This window comes from Paenibacillus sp. HJGM_3 (genome assembly GCF_045062745.1).
Lineage (GTDB): Bacteria > Bacillota > Bacilli > Paenibacillales > NBRC-103111 > Paenibacillus_AA.
The window spans coordinates 148,287-163,069 of sequence record NZ_JBJGED010000017.1 but is presented as its reverse complement, the minus strand read 5'-3'; the positions used below and the strand labels follow the sequence as shown (position 1 = coordinate 163,069).

At 59.2% G+C, this 14,783-nt stretch carries 13 protein-coding genes; 7 read left to right on the top strand and 6 right to left on the bottom strand.

Features of this window, described 5'->3' with window-relative positions; genetic code table 11:
• A partial coding sequence (locus tag ACI5FR_RS19410; RefSeq protein ID WP_405457287.1) for an iron-containing alcohol dehydrogenase occupies positions 1-555 on the bottom strand: 555 nt, incomplete at its 3' end.
• A gap of 187 nt (positions 556-742) precedes the next feature.
• On the opposite strand from ACI5FR_RS19410, the gene ACI5FR_RS19405 reads away from it, so the two are divergent.
• The 4 genes from ACI5FR_RS19405 to ACI5FR_RS19390 all read left to right on the top strand — a co-directional run bounded on the left by ACI5FR_RS19405 (position 743) and on the right by ACI5FR_RS19390 (position 3,030).
• Entirely contained in the window at positions 743-1,393 is a 651-nt protein-coding gene (locus ACI5FR_RS19405; RefSeq protein ID WP_405457286.1) for a phosphatase PAP2 family protein, read from the top strand.
• The gene (locus ACI5FR_RS19400) at positions 1,390-2,244 is read left to right on the top strand and encodes a DUF72 domain-containing protein (RefSeq protein ID WP_405457284.1); all 855 of its coding nucleotides are present in this window, start codon (positions 1,390-1,392) and stop codon (positions 2,242-2,244) included. Before ACI5FR_RS19405 ends, ACI5FR_RS19400 begins: the two co-directional genes overlap by 4 nt.
• 102 nt (positions 2,245-2,346) lie before the next feature.
• A complete protein-coding gene (locus ACI5FR_RS19395) occupies positions 2,347-2,733 on the top strand; it encodes an AbrB/MazE/SpoVT family DNA-binding domain-containing protein (protein ID WP_405457282.1) in 387 nt (128 codons plus the stop codon).
• Positions 2,734-3,030 (top strand): type II toxin-antitoxin system RelE/ParE family toxin, encoded by a 297-nt coding sequence (locus ACI5FR_RS19390; protein WP_405457279.1) that lies wholly within the window; start codon positions 2,734-2,736, stop codon positions 3,028-3,030.
• Between the two features lie 43 nt (positions 3,031-3,073).
• On the opposite strand, the gene ACI5FR_RS19385 is transcribed toward ACI5FR_RS19390, so the two are convergent.
• Positions 3,074-3,979 (bottom strand): helix-turn-helix domain-containing protein, encoded by a 906-nt coding sequence (locus ACI5FR_RS19385; protein ID WP_405457278.1) that lies wholly within the window; start codon positions 3,977-3,979, stop codon positions 3,074-3,076.
• Positions 3,980-4,248: 269 nt separating this feature from the next.
• Between ACI5FR_RS19385 and ACI5FR_RS19380 the strand changes: the two genes are divergently transcribed.
• Positions 4,249-9,825, top strand: a complete 5,577-nt coding sequence (locus tag ACI5FR_RS19380) for an FIMAH domain-containing protein (RefSeq protein WP_405457275.1) — start codon at positions 4,249-4,251, stop codon at positions 9,823-9,825.
• Positions 9,826-9,925: 100 nt separating this feature from the next.
• Complete coding sequence (locus ACI5FR_RS19375; protein ID WP_405457273.1) at positions 9,926-10,177, top strand: hypothetical protein; 252 nt, start codon at positions 9,926-9,928, stop codon at positions 10,175-10,177.
• Between the two features lie 100 nt (positions 10,178-10,277).
• On the opposite strand, the gene ACI5FR_RS19370 is transcribed toward ACI5FR_RS19375, so the two are convergent.
• Both ACI5FR_RS19370 and ACI5FR_RS19365 read right to left on the bottom strand, forming a co-directional pair.
• Positions 10,278-11,969, bottom strand: a complete 1,692-nt coding sequence (locus ACI5FR_RS19370; RefSeq protein ID WP_405457272.1) for a methyl-accepting chemotaxis protein — start codon at positions 11,967-11,969, stop codon at positions 10,278-10,280.
• Positions 11,970-12,247: 278 nt separating this feature from the next.
• Complete coding sequence (locus ACI5FR_RS19365) at positions 12,248-12,919, bottom strand: DUF6483 family protein (protein ID WP_405457269.1); 672 nt, start codon at positions 12,917-12,919, stop codon at positions 12,248-12,250.
• 168 nt (positions 12,920-13,087) lie between these two features.
• Here ACI5FR_RS19365 and ACI5FR_RS19360 point away from each other — a divergent pair, with 168 nt between their 5' ends.
• Complete coding sequence (locus ACI5FR_RS19360) at positions 13,088-13,708, top strand: DsbA family oxidoreductase (RefSeq protein ID WP_405457267.1); 621 nt, start codon at positions 13,088-13,090, stop codon at positions 13,706-13,708.
• Between the two features lie 59 nt (positions 13,709-13,767).
• Here ACI5FR_RS19360 and ACI5FR_RS19355 read toward each other — a convergent pair whose 3' ends face one another.
• Both ACI5FR_RS19355 and ACI5FR_RS19350 read right to left on the bottom strand, forming a co-directional pair.
• Positions 13,768-14,091, bottom strand: coding sequence for a hypothetical protein (locus ACI5FR_RS19355; protein WP_405457265.1), 324 nt, complete (start codon positions 14,089-14,091; stop codon positions 13,768-13,770).
• A 175-nt stretch (positions 14,092-14,266) separates the two neighbouring features.
• A complete protein-coding gene (locus ACI5FR_RS19350) occupies positions 14,267-14,746 on the bottom strand; it encodes a nucleoside deaminase (RefSeq protein WP_405457262.1) in 480 nt (159 codons plus the stop codon).
• Positions 14,747-14,783: the final 37 nt, after the last annotated feature.

The window sequence follows — 14,783 nt, the reverse complement described above, 5'->3', positions numbered from 1 at the left end:
TCTCGGGACCGTAACCGTATAGGCGGGATCGAGGATCGAGAACTTCGGAGCGACGAGCGGCGATCCCCAGCCGAGCTTCTCCAGCGTCGCCTCGTTCGTGATGACGGACGCCGTATTCATCTCGGATCCGGTGGCGGCGAGCGTCAGCACGGTTCCGAGCGGGAGAGCTTCACGGCCCGTGGCTTTGCGCTCGATGATGTCCCAGACATTGCCTTCGAATTTTGCTCCGATGGCGATCGCTTTGGCGCAATCGATGACGCTGCCTCCGCCGACGGCGAGAATGAAGCGAATGTCATCCTGCCGGCATATATCGATCCCCTGGTTCACCGTGGACAGGCGCGGGTTCGGCTCAACGCCCGACAGCTCCGACCATTCGGCCCCGGCTTCCCGCAGCTTGGCGGTCACTTGGTCGTATAGGCCGGACCGCTTGATGCTGCCGCCTCCATACACGAGCAGCACCCGCCCGGGATAGGCGGCGAGCTCGCCGGGGAGCTTGGCCAACTGGCCGTCGCCAAATATCAATCTTGTAGGATTATGAAACACAAACGGAAGCATTCTTTTTCCTCCCTTGCGTGATGGCGTGATATAAACGCTTGGACCCTTACGTCATTATTGTAATGGAAAATTTGCAGTTCATGCAAAAGAGGGGCCATAATAAAGGAAACGGCTCCCAGGGAAGCGAAGTAGGAAGAAGCTTCGCAGCCGCCAGGCACACACCAGACAGAGAAGAGGATGTTCGGACATGCGATTGAAATGGAGACTGACCCGGGGCTTCTTTATCAGCCTGCTGCTGGCTCTAGCATTCGGGCTAGTGGCGATCCTGATCGGGACTCAGAGAATAGCGGCATTCGACTCGAACATCATCCGCGCCGTACAGGGCTTGGAGGCACCGGGGTGGACCCGCTTATTTAAATGCTTTACATGGATCGGATCCGGTGAAATCGTCACTATACTAGGCTTGCTGATCGTCGGCTTTTTATATCGGGTGCTGCGCCATCGGATGGAACTCGTGTTGTTCGTGTGGGTGACGGGCGGCTCGGCCCTTTTGAATTTCGCGCTCAAGCTTCTGTTTCACCGGGAACGGCCTACGCTTCACCGCTTGATCGAAGAGACCGGCTACAGCTTCCCGAGCGGACATTCGATGGGGGCGTTCTCGTTCTACGGCGTCCTGACCTACTTGCTGTGGAGGCATATTGCGAGTCGGACGGGCCGGGTGCTGCTAGTGCTAGGAAGTCTAGTATTTATTATGGGTATCGGAATCAGCAGGATCTACCTCGGCGTGCATTATCCGAGCGACGTGTTGGGCGGGTATTTGGCCAGCGGAACATGGCTCGGGCTCTCGATCTGGATCTTCGAACATCGGCGCGAGCGGAAAGTGGGTGTGATTGTATGATTCGAATCGGCTTGGCGGGGTGGGGCGATCACCGGGACCTGTATGCGGACGGGACGCCGGCTCAGGACCGGCTGCAGCGATATGGCCGGTATTTCAGTACGGTAGAGGTGGACAGCTCGTTTTATGCCGTGCAGTCGGAGCGGAACTATGCGAAGTGGGCGGAGGAGACGCCGGTGGATTTTGCCTTCGTGGTGAAGGCGTACCAAGGGATGACCGGGCACTTGCGGGGCAAAAATCCGTTCGACAGTACGGATGCGATGTTCCGGGCGTTCCTCGACTCCATCCGTCCGGTTCGGGAGGCGGGGAAGCTGAAGACCGTGTTGTTCCAGTATCCGCCTTGGTTTGATTGCACCCGGGACAACGTAGCGGTTCTGCGGGAGGCCAAAGAGCGGATGGGGGACGTTCCGGTTGCGCTCGAATTCCGGCATCAGACGTGGTTCAACCCGGCCTTCCGGGACAAGACGCTCGCCTTCCTCGAGGCAGAGGGGTGGATGCACAGCGTATGCGACGAACCGCAGGTGGCGCCCGGTTCGGTGCCTACCGTACTGAAGGCGACGCATCCAGGCGTGACCATCGTTCGGTTCCACGGCCGCAATGCCGATGGATGGACGAAGCAGCCGGACCGCGACTGGCGGGAGGTGCGCTACCTGTACCGCTACAGCGAGGCCGAGCTGGCCGAGTGGGTGGGGCACCTGCGGCTTTTGGAGCAAGGCTCGGTGGAAGTGTGCGTCATCTTCAACAACAACTCGGGCGGCGACGCGGCGAAGAACGCGCTGCAGTTCATGGACATGCTCGGGCTGCCGCATCCGGACCTGCCGCCTCCTCCGCCGGAGCAGCTGGGGTTGTTTTGAAGACAAAAGGCTTTCAATTGATAAATCTTGTGTGTAAAATGGGAAGTAAAGAAACAAAGAAAATGGAATCTAGGAATAAATCGACTGAGAGAGGGGTAAACTATGGTAATTGCAAATGAGGCGGTGGGTCAAATGGAATGGAAGCGCGCGCGTGTCTCTCAGAAGCGCCAAGTTACAATTCCTCAAAAACTATTCGAGCAGGCCGGGATCAAAGACGAAGTAGAATTCAGCATTAAGGGGAATAACATCATCATGCGCCCTGTTCGCGAAAATGTGGGCAACGACTATTTTGCAGATCTTATTCTGGCTGATCTAATTAAAGAAGGATTGACCGGCGATGAACTGCTGAAGAAATTTCGAGAAAAACAAAGCGAATTCCACAGTGCCATTAAAAATCTGATTGCCGAATCCGGCGAAGTCGCCCGCAACTATAAGAGCAAGGACAACGATGAGACGGAAGAGATTTTTGGCGATGTTATGGGGGATTAGATGCTTCCAGTCGCATATTTAAGTCCAGCAAAACGATATTTTAAGAAATTGGTTGAAAAACCGCTAAAGAAGGCTTATCTGGATGCCATTATAGCGATTCGGCTAGATCCATCAATTGGAGAACCTAAAACAGGTGATTTAACCGGCGTTTACGGATATGATATTTTCTATCAAGGCACAAATTACGAGATTGCCTACCGGCTAGAAGAAAATGAAGAAGGAGATCTGGTGGTCGTCATTCTAGCCGGGTCCAGAGAAAATTTCTATGAAGAGCTCAAACTCTATCTTAAAAGTTAACCCAGAAACCCGCATCCGATTGTGGGTTTTATCTGTTTTACCCTCAACCCCCCGCATCCGTCTGCATTTGCCGTCTCCGGTACTCGGATGGCGAACAGCCGGTCCAGCGCTTGAACTGCTTGCTGAAATGCGCGCCGTCCTGGTACCCGAGCTTGGAGGCCACTTGCTCGAGCGATTGCCGCGGATTGAGCAGCTCCAGCCGGGCCCGGTGCAGAGTGACGCCGGATAGATATTGCCGGGGCGACACGCCGTACACGCTGCGGAACAGCCTGCAGCAGTGGGCGGAGCTGTAGCCCAACTGTTCGGCCAGGCGCGCGATGCTGATGCCGAGCATCGTGCCGGCGCTGTCGCCCGCTGAGGCGATCGCTTCGAATTGTTCGGCCATGCGGTGGGCGACCGCGTACTTCGTAGGGTCCGCTCCTGCAGCGAGTCCCCCGGGGTCCTCCACGCTGCCCAAGGCGGCGAAGAGGCCGAACAGCTGGGAAGTGAACCGCATCCGGTGCGCCGGGTGCTTCATATCCACATGCTCCGAAGCACGGAACGTCTGAATCAGCTGCATCAGGGCTGGGCGGATCTCCGTCTCGATCGGCGACCCGTAGGGGTGGAAGCCGCATCGGAACCGGCTGAGGATGGCACGCAGCCGGTAATCCTCCACATCGAAATGCAACGCGAAATATGTCAATTCCGTTCCGGCGGTATCGGATAACCGATGGGTCAGCCCTGGCGGGATTAGGATGACGTCCCCCTTTTGCATCTCATGAATGACATCCCCAATACATACGTTCTGTTTTCCTTCCAACACCACGTTGATCTCGAACATCGGGTGATCGTGCCAAGGCCGCGAAAAGATCGGTTTCGTAGTCCGGATATGCGTCTGGTAGACGCGAAACGCGGAGTCCATGTCGGGCAAATATAGCGTTTTCAAGTATGGCAGTTGCGGGTTCGTCATCGGCAAGTTCCCCTTTCCACGGCCCTAATTGAAACGAAATTCATTTCCCTTTTCATATGAATTTTAGCACAAAATGTCCAAATTCTCATCGCATTTGTCCGTGTCTCGAACTCTTCCAGGGAGCGATAATAGAATTGCTTCAAGCGCATCCCGTTGCCGCGGGAATTAGGAAAGCGCTTGCAAAACTACTACGCGCGAGGGAGTGACGTCCATTGTTTCATCCGCATCGGCGAACCCGAACCAACTCGATGTTACGAAAGGGAGTGAGTTTGCTACTGACGGTTTGTTTGTTGGTCGGGTTAGGACCGGCCACGCTATTCGCGGCGGAGGGAGACCCGGCACCGGCTCCGCTGAAGTACAATTTCCTCGATGCCTTCTCCGGCAGCGGCAACCTGACGCTGGTCGGGAAGACGACCGACCTGCCGGCCACGACCCGCAACAGCGCTTATGGCGCGGCGATCTCGGCTACGGCGGTCGGGCAATCCCGCTCGTTTCAATTCATAGTCCCGGAGAGCGGTCATTATTTGATCTCCTTCAAAGGTTATTTGTATTTTAAATCCGGGATCGGCGCTCTGTCCATAGATGGGACGAGGATCGGGACGTACGATTTCTACGATCCGGGCAGCAAGTTCGGACCGGACACGGCGATGCGCACAGTTGAACTGACCGCTGGCGCTCATACCTTAACATTCACCGTCATCGGGCGGAATCCGAAGGCGACGACAGGGAGCAATTATTCCATGTATGCGGCCAGCCTGACGCTAACGCCGATGCCGGGTCCGGCCGTCGTGCAGCTGACCGCGGAGCCGTCCAAATCGCTGCTGCTGCTGAACGAGACGGCGCAGATGCAGACGTCCGTGTCCATGTCGGACGGAACGGTCGTCACGCAGCCGGTCATCCGATACGCTTCTGACAACGAGTCGGTCGTCACGGTTAGCCCGGAAGGCCTCCTCACGGGGCGGGGGAAAGGGACGGCCACGATCACCACGACCGTGGAGGCGGCCGAAGGCACGGCGGTCCGGACGTCGGGCGTGACCGTCACCGATCAACAGCTCGCAGAAGTCCGCTTGAGCTGGACCCCGGAAGAGCTGTATGTCGGCGCAACTGCCCGAGTTCAGCTCGCCGGCACGCTCTCCGACGGGGCGCCGGCCGACCTGTCTAAGGTAACGGCCCAGTATACGAGCGACAATCCGAACATCGTCTCGGTAAGCGATCAAGGAGTCTTGACGGCCAAGCAGGTGGGAGAGACCGTTGTGCGGGCATCGGTCACATTTAACGGCGTTACCGTAACCGGCTCGAAATCCGTCGTAGTGACGCCCAAAACGTTGTCTTCCGTGGATGTATCCGTTTCCTCGTCGACGATCCAAGTAAGCGAATTCGCCGATGTGAAGGTCGTCGGGAAATTCGAGGACGGCACCGCGGCCGACCTATCGCTCGCGCATATTACGTATGCCGCCGATCAGCCGTCCCTCCTCGCGATGGATGGGGCGACCGGCAGATTCGAAGGCCTTCAGACCGGATCCGCTGCGGTGACAGCCACCGTCGAGCTCGGCGGGGTTGTCCGGAGCGGCACAGCTCCGGTTACCGTGACCGCGCTGACGAACGACAAGATGAGGAGCACCATCTTCACCCCGGCGAAGGTGGCGAATGCCAGGGCGAATGCCGCGCGCTCCGATTGGGCCGCCAGCATCCGGGATGCGGCCATGACCGCGGCCGAACCGTTCGTCGCCATGGGGTATGAAGCCCTGTGGGATCTGGTCCCCCCTCAGACGCTGCCGCGCAGCTACGGGGTGAACCAGGTAGTCGGCAGTCCCGTCACCGGCAAGGAAATCGACAAGTACGGGAACTACCCTTACACCGCCGATCCTGTGAACGATCCCTGGAAGATCGTCGATCCGTCCAGCGGGTATAAGTTCCCTACGAATGACTTCGGCGCGTACTACCGGAGCGGGCTCGACGAGCAGGGAACGTTCCGGCCGGAGCGGGCCGACCGCAGCTTGCTCGTCAATACGCTGTATCCGGAGAAGGGCCCGACATGGGGCGTCGACGACGGCTACGGGTGGGTCGATGACCAGGGCAACCGGTTCACGTTTATCGCCTACTACACGCATTGGCATCTGTGGTACAGCAGCGGGATCATCCAGCGGGCGGTCAAGGCGCTCCGCGACGCCTATGTATACACCGGCGACATCCGATACGCCAGGGCGGGGATCGTCCTGCTCGACCGGATCGCGGACGTCTACCCGAGCCTGGACGCGTTCGCCTACGATCCGAACGTCTTCTTGCAGTCCGCGCAAGGAACCGGCGGGGGCAAGGCGGTTGGCTCCGTCTGGGAGACCTCGCTGGTCAAAGATTTCATCAACGCTTATGATGCCTTCTACCCCGCCATGGACGATCCCGAAGTCATCGCGTTCTTGAGCGGGCAAGCGGACAAGTTCAAGCTGTCGTTCAAACGGTCGGGGACCGGCCTGCGCCGCAACGCGGAAGACGGCATTCTGCGCGAAGTGTTCCCGGGTGTGAAGAAAGCGCAGATCCGCGGCAATGTCGGGATGCACCAGAGCGCACTCGCGATGGCCGCGGTGGTGCTCGACACCTTCCCCGAGACGAAGGAATGGCTCGACTTCAACAACCAGGCGGGCAAGCTGGAGCCGAACCCTTGGCGGGTGACCGGGGGCAACATGCTGGCGTCCCTAGTCAACGATGTCGACCGTGACGGCAATGGGAACGAAGCCGCGCCGGGCTACAACAGCTTGTGGCTGAACAACTATCTGATCGTCGCCGACGTGCTGTACGGGTACGACAAGTATCCGCAGGCCGATCTGTATCAGAATGTGAAGCTGAGCAAAATGTTCGACGGCAAATATCCGCTTATGCTGTCGGAGCGGTACACGCCGTCCATCGGGGACTCGGAATCCACCGGCAATCCGGGGATCAGCCTGGACAAGGCGCAGATGATCAAGGCGTTCGACATCTACCGGGAGCCGATCTACGCCCAGCTGGCGCACTTCCTGAACAACAACAGCTCGGAGGGGATCCATGGCGACATCTTCGCGGCCGATCCGGAGAAGATCGCGGAGGATATCGAAGCGGTCATCCAGCAGGAGGGACCGCTCGATCTGGACAGCGTGAACTTGACCGGCTACGGGTTCACCGCCCTTCGGGATGGGGAGAACGACAAGCGGAAGTACGGGATCAGCTATGGCTTCCCGAACCTCCCTGTGACGGAGGCGACCACGGCGTACAACACGTACGAATCTACCTCCACGGTGCAGATGGAGGCTACGACGCCGGGTCATCGGATCACTTTCGCGTACGACGTTCCCCGGACGGACACGTATCAGGTGCGCTTGAAGCCTTTCCGGGCGACCTCGTACGGCATCTATCGCGTGCTTCTGGACGGGAATCCGGTGAAGGAGATCGACTTCTTCGGCGCGTCCAAGGACTTGGAAGTGCTGGCGCAGCTCGAGCTTCAGGCGGGCCGCCATACGATTACGTTCGAGAACATCGGGAAGAACCCCTTGGCTTCGAATTACAAGGTTGGCGCCACCGAGCTGCTGCTTCTCACGCAAGATGAGATTGCCAAGGTGGACGCCCAGCGCAATACGCTGCGAGACACTTGGCTGTATTACGGCCGGAATTCCGGCCACGGGCACCGCGATACGTTGAACCTCGGGATGCACGCGTACGGACTGGATCTGGCTCCCGATTTGGGCTACCCTGAATTCGCCGATTCGGTCGATATGCACCGGGCGCAGTGGGTGAACAACACGGTCAGCCACAATACGGTTGTCGTAGACAAGCGCAAGCAGGGCAACCAATGGGTCGGCACGCCGAAGCACTACGACGATGCGGGCCGCGTCCAGCTCGTGGACGTCGAGGCGCCTCGCGTCTACCCGCAGCTCAACACGTACCGCCGGACGACGGCAACGATCCAAGTGGATGACGAGCATTCGTATACCGTCGATTTCTTCCGCGTGAAGGGCGGAACCGACCATCACTTCAGCTTCCACGCGGCCGAGGGCACCGTCACGACCGAGGGCCTGTCCCTTACGGCGCAGCCGACCGGCACTTATGCCGGACCGAACGTGGAGTTCGGCCAGCGGGCGGATGATGTGGAAGGGGCGGGCTATATGGGCAGCGGCTTCCACTGGCTGAAGAACGTCGAGCGCGACGAGGCGCCGTCTTCCGTGTTCAGCGTCGATTGGAAGGTGAAGGATACATGGAATGTGTTCGGGAAAGGGGCGCGTGCCGATACGGATGTGCATCTGAGGCTGACGATGCTCGGACAGGTCGACGATATTGCCCTGGCCGACGGCGTTCCGCCGCGGAACAAGCCGGGCAATCCGCCGGCGCTGCGGTATATGCTGGCGCATCGGACAGGCGCGAATCTCGACAGTTTGTTCACATCGGTCTTAGAGCCCTACAAGGCGGAGCGAGTGATCCGCTCGATCGCCCCGGCCTCCGTGAAGCGGGATGGCGTGGCCGTCGATCCGAACACGGACAATACGGTCCGTGCGGTCCGAGTCGAGCTGGCTGACGGGAGAACGGATTATATCGTGCAATCGTCCGACCCGACCGTCGCGTATACGATTGACGACAAGATCGCTTTCCAAGGATTTTTCGGAGTCTATACGGAGCAAGCGGGACAGATGACGTACGGCTACGTGCAAGACGGCGGCATGATCGGCAAGCTGGGCGGACAGACCGTTAATGCCCCTGCCACACCGGTAGGGACGGTAACAGGCTTTACGAAGACATTGTCCACGGCCAATACGGTCGAGGTGCAATTGCCGTCTCCGGTGGATCCGAGCCTGCTCGCCGGCCGCACGATCTACGTCGCGAACGACGGCGTCCGCAACGCCGCCTATGAGATTCGCAACGCCATGTCGCTCGGAGGCGGCCGGTATTCGCTCGACATTGGCGACGCGACGCCAATCCGCAGCTATGTGGATTCGAACGACTTCAGCAAGGGCTTCGTGTACGATATCGCCGAAGGCGCCTCGTTCCGGATTCCGCTGTCGGCGGCTCTGCAATGGCCGGTCACCCAGGCAACCGTCACCGGAACCTCTTCCGGCGGCTGGTATGCGCCTGGAGCGAGCGTCACCCTCAGCGTCTACGGGGACCCATCGCAGGTACTGCGTACCGAATACAACCTGGACGGAGGAGCGGGCTGGCTCCCTTATGCCCAGCCTGTGCAGCTGACGGGGGACGGACGCCATACGCTCCAATATCGTTCGATAGGGAAGCAGGGGACGGTAGAAGAGACGAAGTCGATTACCGTTCCAGTAGACGGTACGGCTCCGGTCTATACGCTGACGGCGAATGGATCGGCGGTCGCGAACGGTCTCGTCCTGAACGATGGCCAGCCGGTCACGTTCGTCTTGAATGCGCAGGACCCTTGGTCCGGCGTGGCCGGACAGACGTTCAGCGTCTCGGATGCAGTCTACGGGACGGTGACCGGTACGTCCGTGCTGACCGTTGATTGGGCGGGGCAGCTCGGACCGCATACAGTGAACGTCAACGTGTACGATGCGGCGGGCAATGCGGCGGCTCATACGTTCACGATTCAGGTGGCGACGAGCCTGGATGCAGTAGAGGGGCTCGTAGAGCGTTATGCGGCGGCCGGCAAGCTGCAGCAACCGCTGCTTACGCAGCTCCGCAATTCGCTCATGCAAGTGCGGCACCATCTGAACGATGGGAAGCTGAAACAGGCGTCCACGCATATGGAGGACTTCCTCAAGCATTTGAATAATCCGGCGATGCGGTCCTATCGGACGGATGATGCAGCGGCCGTCTTGAACGCCGACGGCCAATCGCTGATCGCCGGCTGGGGCGTCGGGGGTTGACGCTCGGGCTGAGACCGAAAGGGGTCGATTGGTATATTTTCCTCCACCTTCTGCCATATTAAGGACGTTGTCATTCCATATGGAAGGAAGGGAAAATTCCATGACAGAACCCGATTCCAGCCTGCAGTCCCAGAACCCGATCTCGCAGGCGCAGAACTCGGTCGATACGGCGCATAACGCCGTGACCCAAGCGCAGTCGCATCCGACGGACATCACGATTCAGCAAGCGCAGAACTCGATTCAAAAGGCGGAGCAGGCTCTGGAAGATGCCGGCCTAAGCGGGAATCAGGAGCCGGTCGACCGGGCGAGAGCCGATCTGGAAGAAGATAAGCAGGCGCTCGACCAACTGTAGTAAGCCGAACGTGAGCCATATAGCGCAAGACCAAGAAGGGCTGTCTCCCATGGTAGGGGGACAGCCCTTTCGCTTGAATCGCTTCGCTTGATGCTTCGGCTCAATGCAGCTTGAATCGGGAGAGGACGCTGTGGAGGTCCTCGGCTAGCTTGGATAAAGCCTGGGCGGAGGAGGAGATCTCTTCCATCGTGGCCAGCTGCTCCTCCGTAGAGGCCGAGTTGCTCTGGCAGGAAGCCGCGACCGTGTTGCTCGCCTCCGATACGCGTTCCACCACGGAGACCATATGCTGGCTGGTGGCCGCCAAGTCCAAGACCGTGGTGGAGGAATGCTCCACCTGCTGGGCGACCGCCGTGACATTCGCTTCGATGGCTTGGAACACATCCCCCGCGAGGGCTGCTTTGGCGAGCCCGGCCGTGACTTTCCCGGTGCCGGCCTGCATGGTGGCCACGGCTTGCTCGGTCTCTTGCACGATTTCCCCGATCAGCTCCGCGATCTGGTTGGAGGACTTGCCCGATTGATCGGCCAGCTTGCGGATTTCCTGGGCGACGACGGCGAAGCCTCTCCCGTGCTCGCCGGCCCGGGCGGCTTCGATCGCGGCGTTGAGCGACAGCAGGTTGGTGCGATTGGCCAGATCCGTGATGAGGCTGGTGATCCCGTTGATTTGTTGCGAACGGGCACCAAGCGATTCTATGACGGAGGCGGCTGCCTGTACCGCGGCTTGAATGTCTGTCATCTCACTAAGTACATCGCGAACCGCGGCGGTGCCTCTAGTAGCGGCGTCCGAGGCGGTCTGCGCGAGGCGGGACACTTCCTCGTTGCTGATCGCAACCTGATCGATGCCGCTCGACATTTGCCGGATCGCATGCACCGTCTCGACGACATGCAGTTGCTCCTGCTCGGCATTGGTGGCGATCTGCTGGGTAGCCTCCACGATTTGCTCCGTCGCTTCCGTCGTTTGTTCCGCGCTCGCGGTGAGCTGCTCCGATGAAGCGGCGACTTGAATGGCGGTATCCCGGGCCTGGCTGAGAATGGAGCGCAGGTTGCGGATCATCAGGTTGAAGGAAGCGGCCAGCTGGCCGACTTCATCCCGGGACCGCAGCTCGAGCTCGCGGCTGAGGTCGCCGTGGCCTTCGGAGATTTCCTTCAGCTGTCGATTCACTACGCTCAGGGGCTTCGTAATGAGGCGGGCCAGGACGAGGCCGATCGTGATAGCCGCGGCTAGGCTGACGGCGAAGATCGCTAGCGTGAACAGGTTTTGCCGGTCATTCTCGGTTTGACGATCCTCGATGTCCTGGTCGATTTCGACGTTCAGCTTTTCAATCAGTTGGCTGACCAGGGTATCGAGCTGCCTGCGAGTCTCCCGTTCATCCCCGAAGTGCAGGGCTTGCGCTTCGTTCATGCTGCCGGCCTTAGCTTTGGAGAATACTTGCTGGCTGGCTTTATTGTAAGCCTCATAGCTTTTCGAGATATTAGAGAGCGCTTCCAAATCTGAAGCATCCAAGGTGGTGCTGTTATGTAAGAGAGAGATCTGCTGGCGGACCTCGGCGTCTTTTTGCTCGAGTGAAGCTGCGAATTGGGAGTCCCGGTTCAACAGGTACGCCCGTTCGTCATTCGACATCCCGGCCAGGCGATACTCGACGTTGAGCAATCCGGAGCGGACTTCGCCGTCCGCCAGCATTTCCTGATAGGCGGTTTCGGTGTCCTTCATGTGCATGTACGCGAACAGACCTAGCGTGAACAACAATACGATCATGGCGCCGAAAGATAGAAACAGTTTGGTGCGGATCTTCATGTGATCTCCTCCGAGTCAGATTGTTGGAATCGACATTATTCGCCAATTGTATAGGTTATTCGACACCAATAGGGGGCAGTCCTGCCGTAATCAGGGGCGATCTTAAAATATTCGGGACTAAAGTCTTATGACTTGCTGCGACGATTATTTCGACACTGCTGCACAAAAAAAGTTGCCTCATGGGCAACATTCAAAAGAAAGCAAGGGCTCGCGTGCCGTTAATGTTGCCTTTCGTGCAACATTCCCGCATCGCTGCAAGACAAAAGCCTGACCGCACCCTACTCGGTCAGGCTCTCCAACTTGCCGCGCAGCTGCTCCAGCGCGTCCTCCACTTCGAGGAGGGACAAGCCGCCGGCCTCGAGCCGCGCCTTGTCCAGCGTCAGCAGCTGCTCGTACCGCGCGATCGCGTCGGCGAGCAGCGGCGCGCTCCCGTGGCCGTCCTCGAAGAGCGAGAATAGCTCGTTCTCCGCGTCCGCATAGTGGCCTTCGGCCATGTGGAAGCGCCAGAGCTCGAGCCGGATCGGGACGGGGAGCTCATAGCGGCGGAGCGTCTCGAGCAGCCCGCGAATCTCCGCGGGATAATCGACGTACGTCCGCTCAGCGCTTTCGGCGGCAGCCGCGAGATACAGCCCGAGCGCCCGGCAATGGCGCTGGTAGGCCGTCGTGAAGTCGCCCAGCATCTGCTGGCAGTCGCCTTCTTCCTTGAGGAGCATGGCGACGATGAGCAGCTTGTCGGGGCCGCCGTCCGGCCCTTGCCGGAGCAGCTCGAGCAGCGCCTGATCGCTCAAGCTGCGCAGCAGCTTCGGATTTAGCCCCAGCATCCGCCTCAGCAGCTCGTCAATGTGCTGGAGCGCCTGCAGCGGATCCCGATTTTGCTTCAGCCCGATCAGCACGCCGACCGCTTGAGTGATTTGCTCGATCAGCCTCAGCATATAGTCGCGTTGGAACATGCGCGGCCCTCCTCGTTTCGTCTACCTTAACCCTACCATATCCGTCATACGAAAGCACACCCCCGCCCGTTTCGTCTTGACGCCTCCCTTGGACTTCACGTGCGATTTGGAGTATGCTTATTAATAGTAAGAAACTATGCTAATTTACGAATCAAGGGGGAACCGGCTATGGAAATTCAAGTGTTTCACGATACGATCTGCCCCTGGTGCCGCATCGGCAAGGCGAACCTGTACAAAGCGCTGGAGGAATGGGGTCAGCCGGTCACGATCCGCTGGAGAGCGTTCCAGCTCGACCCGACTACGCCGAAGGAAGGGCTTCCGTTCCGGGAGCACATGACCAAGAAATTCGCCGGCCGCGCCGACCTGTCCCAGTTGTTCGGGCAAGTCGTACAGGCGGGCAAGGGTGCCGGAGTGCACTTCGACTTCGACCGCGTCGAGTACTCGCCCAACACGCTTCTGTCGCATCAGATCATCGCGCTCCTACCGGATGATCAAGCCACTCCTTACGTCGAAGCGGTCAACCGCGCTTATTTCGAGGAAGGCCGGGACATCGGGCGGCTTGACGTGCTGCTCGCGCTTGCGACCGAATGCGGAGCCGACGCCGAGGCGCTAAGGGCGCAAGTCGAGCGGGGTGAAGGGATCGGCCAAGTGGAGGAAGACCTGGCTTTCGGCCGCCAAGTCGGGATTACCGGCGTGCCGTTCTTCGTCCTCGCGGGCAAGTATGCGCTCACCGGCGCACAGCCCGCAGGCGCGTTCCTGCAAGCTTTCGGCCAGGCCGCGAAAGGCTAAATCACGACCGAGAGGGCGCTCCCTGCATCATGCAGAGAACGCCCTCTCGGTTTTCGATCTTATAACGAAAATGCAGCATCCTGTTCGCCAAAGGTCTTAAGCAGCTCCGTGGCGCGATCGACGTCCTTCTTGTGCACCTCCAGCCGCACATTGGAGGTAGGACCGTCCGCGTAGTTGCCGCTGCCCTGGACAGCACCCATCGTAGGCGCCTCTTCGGTCTTCAGCTTGCATTTGACCTGATTCGCCTTGAGATAGGCATACTTCGCTTGTACTTCTTCGGCGGTGCGACCATTCCCCGTCGCCACCGTCTGCCAGCTCCGACTTCGGTAGATGACCGCCGCAATGATGACGGCCGCCGCTACCACGATAATCGCCAATTCCATAACGAACACCACCTTAATCAGATTTTGGGTTCCCGCCCGGACCGGATGCAGGTACTTTCGACTGAGTAACGGATGTTTTTCTGTTTCTTGGTGCGGTGCATTATAGGTTTCGTTACTCCGGCTCTTTTTGAGGGGGTGGCGAAAAAAATATTTTTCCGGCCTGTTCGATGAACCCTCAATACTCTACTTTACCCTCCATTCGGCTCCATAAATCAAACGCATCCATAAATTCGGTAGCCGCCTCGGATTCAATCCGGCGCATCGGAATCCGGCGCGCCGCGATCGGCCGGGCCAGCTCCTCGTAGATGAACGCGTCGTCGAAGCCGATCGCCGCCGCCTCTTCCCGCGAGTAGCCGTAATAGATAGCGCGCGGCCGGGCCCAATAGAGGGCGCCGAGGCACATAGGGCAGGGCTCGCAGCTCGTATAGACGTCGCAGCCGTCCAACTGGAAGTGGCCCAGCTGCCGGCACGCGTCGCGAATCGCCTGGACCTCGGCATGCGCAGTCGGATCGCCTAATGTGGTAACCTGATTCGTGCCGCGCCCGACGATGGTGCCGTCCTTCACCACCAGGCAGGCGAACGGGCCTCCCTTGCCCTCCGCGGCATTGCGGTACGCGAGCTCCATCGCTTGCTGCATCCACTTGATGTCGCCCATGGAATCGACCTCCTTTTACCAATTAGTATAGCCGTTT

What these genes read in the sequence shown, in the direction of transcription:
- ACI5FR_RS19405 (WP_405457286.1), top strand. Translation starts at nt 743, where the DNA reads ATGCGATTGAAATGGAGACTGACCCGGGGCTTCTTTATCAGCCTGCTG.
- ACI5FR_RS19400 (WP_405457284.1), top strand. Translation starts at nt 1,390, where the DNA reads ATGATTCGAATCGGCTTGGCGGGGTGGGGCGATCACCGGGACCTGTAT.
- ACI5FR_RS19395 (WP_405457282.1), top strand. Translation starts at nt 2,347, where the DNA reads ATGGTAATTGCAAATGAGGCGGTGGGTCAAATGGAATGGAAGCGCGCG.
- ACI5FR_RS19390 (WP_405457279.1), top strand. Translation starts at nt 2,734, where the DNA reads ATGCTTCCAGTCGCATATTTAAGTCCAGCAAAACGATATTTTAAGAAA.
- ACI5FR_RS19385 (WP_405457278.1), bottom strand. Translation starts at nt 3,979, where the DNA reads ATGACGAACCCGCAACTGCCATACTTGAAAACGCTATATTTGCCCGAC.
- ACI5FR_RS19375 (WP_405457273.1), top strand. Translation starts at nt 9,926, where the DNA reads ATGACAGAACCCGATTCCAGCCTGCAGTCCCAGAACCCGATCTCGCAG.
- ACI5FR_RS19370 (WP_405457272.1), bottom strand. Translation starts at nt 11,969, where the DNA reads ATGAAGATCCGCACCAAACTGTTTCTATCTTTCGGCGCCATGATCGTA.
- ACI5FR_RS19365 (WP_405457269.1), bottom strand. Translation starts at nt 12,919, where the DNA reads ATGTTCCAACGCGACTATATGCTGAGGCTGATCGAGCAAATCACTCAA.
- ACI5FR_RS19360 (WP_405457267.1), top strand. Translation starts at nt 13,088, where the DNA reads ATGGAAATTCAAGTGTTTCACGATACGATCTGCCCCTGGTGCCGCATC.
- ACI5FR_RS19355 (WP_405457265.1), bottom strand. Translation starts at nt 14,091, where the DNA reads ATGGAATTGGCGATTATCGTGGTAGCGGCGGCCGTCATCATTGCGGCG.
- ACI5FR_RS19350 (WP_405457262.1), bottom strand. Translation starts at nt 14,746, where the DNA reads ATGGGCGACATCAAGTGGATGCAGCAAGCGATGGAGCTCGCGTACCGC.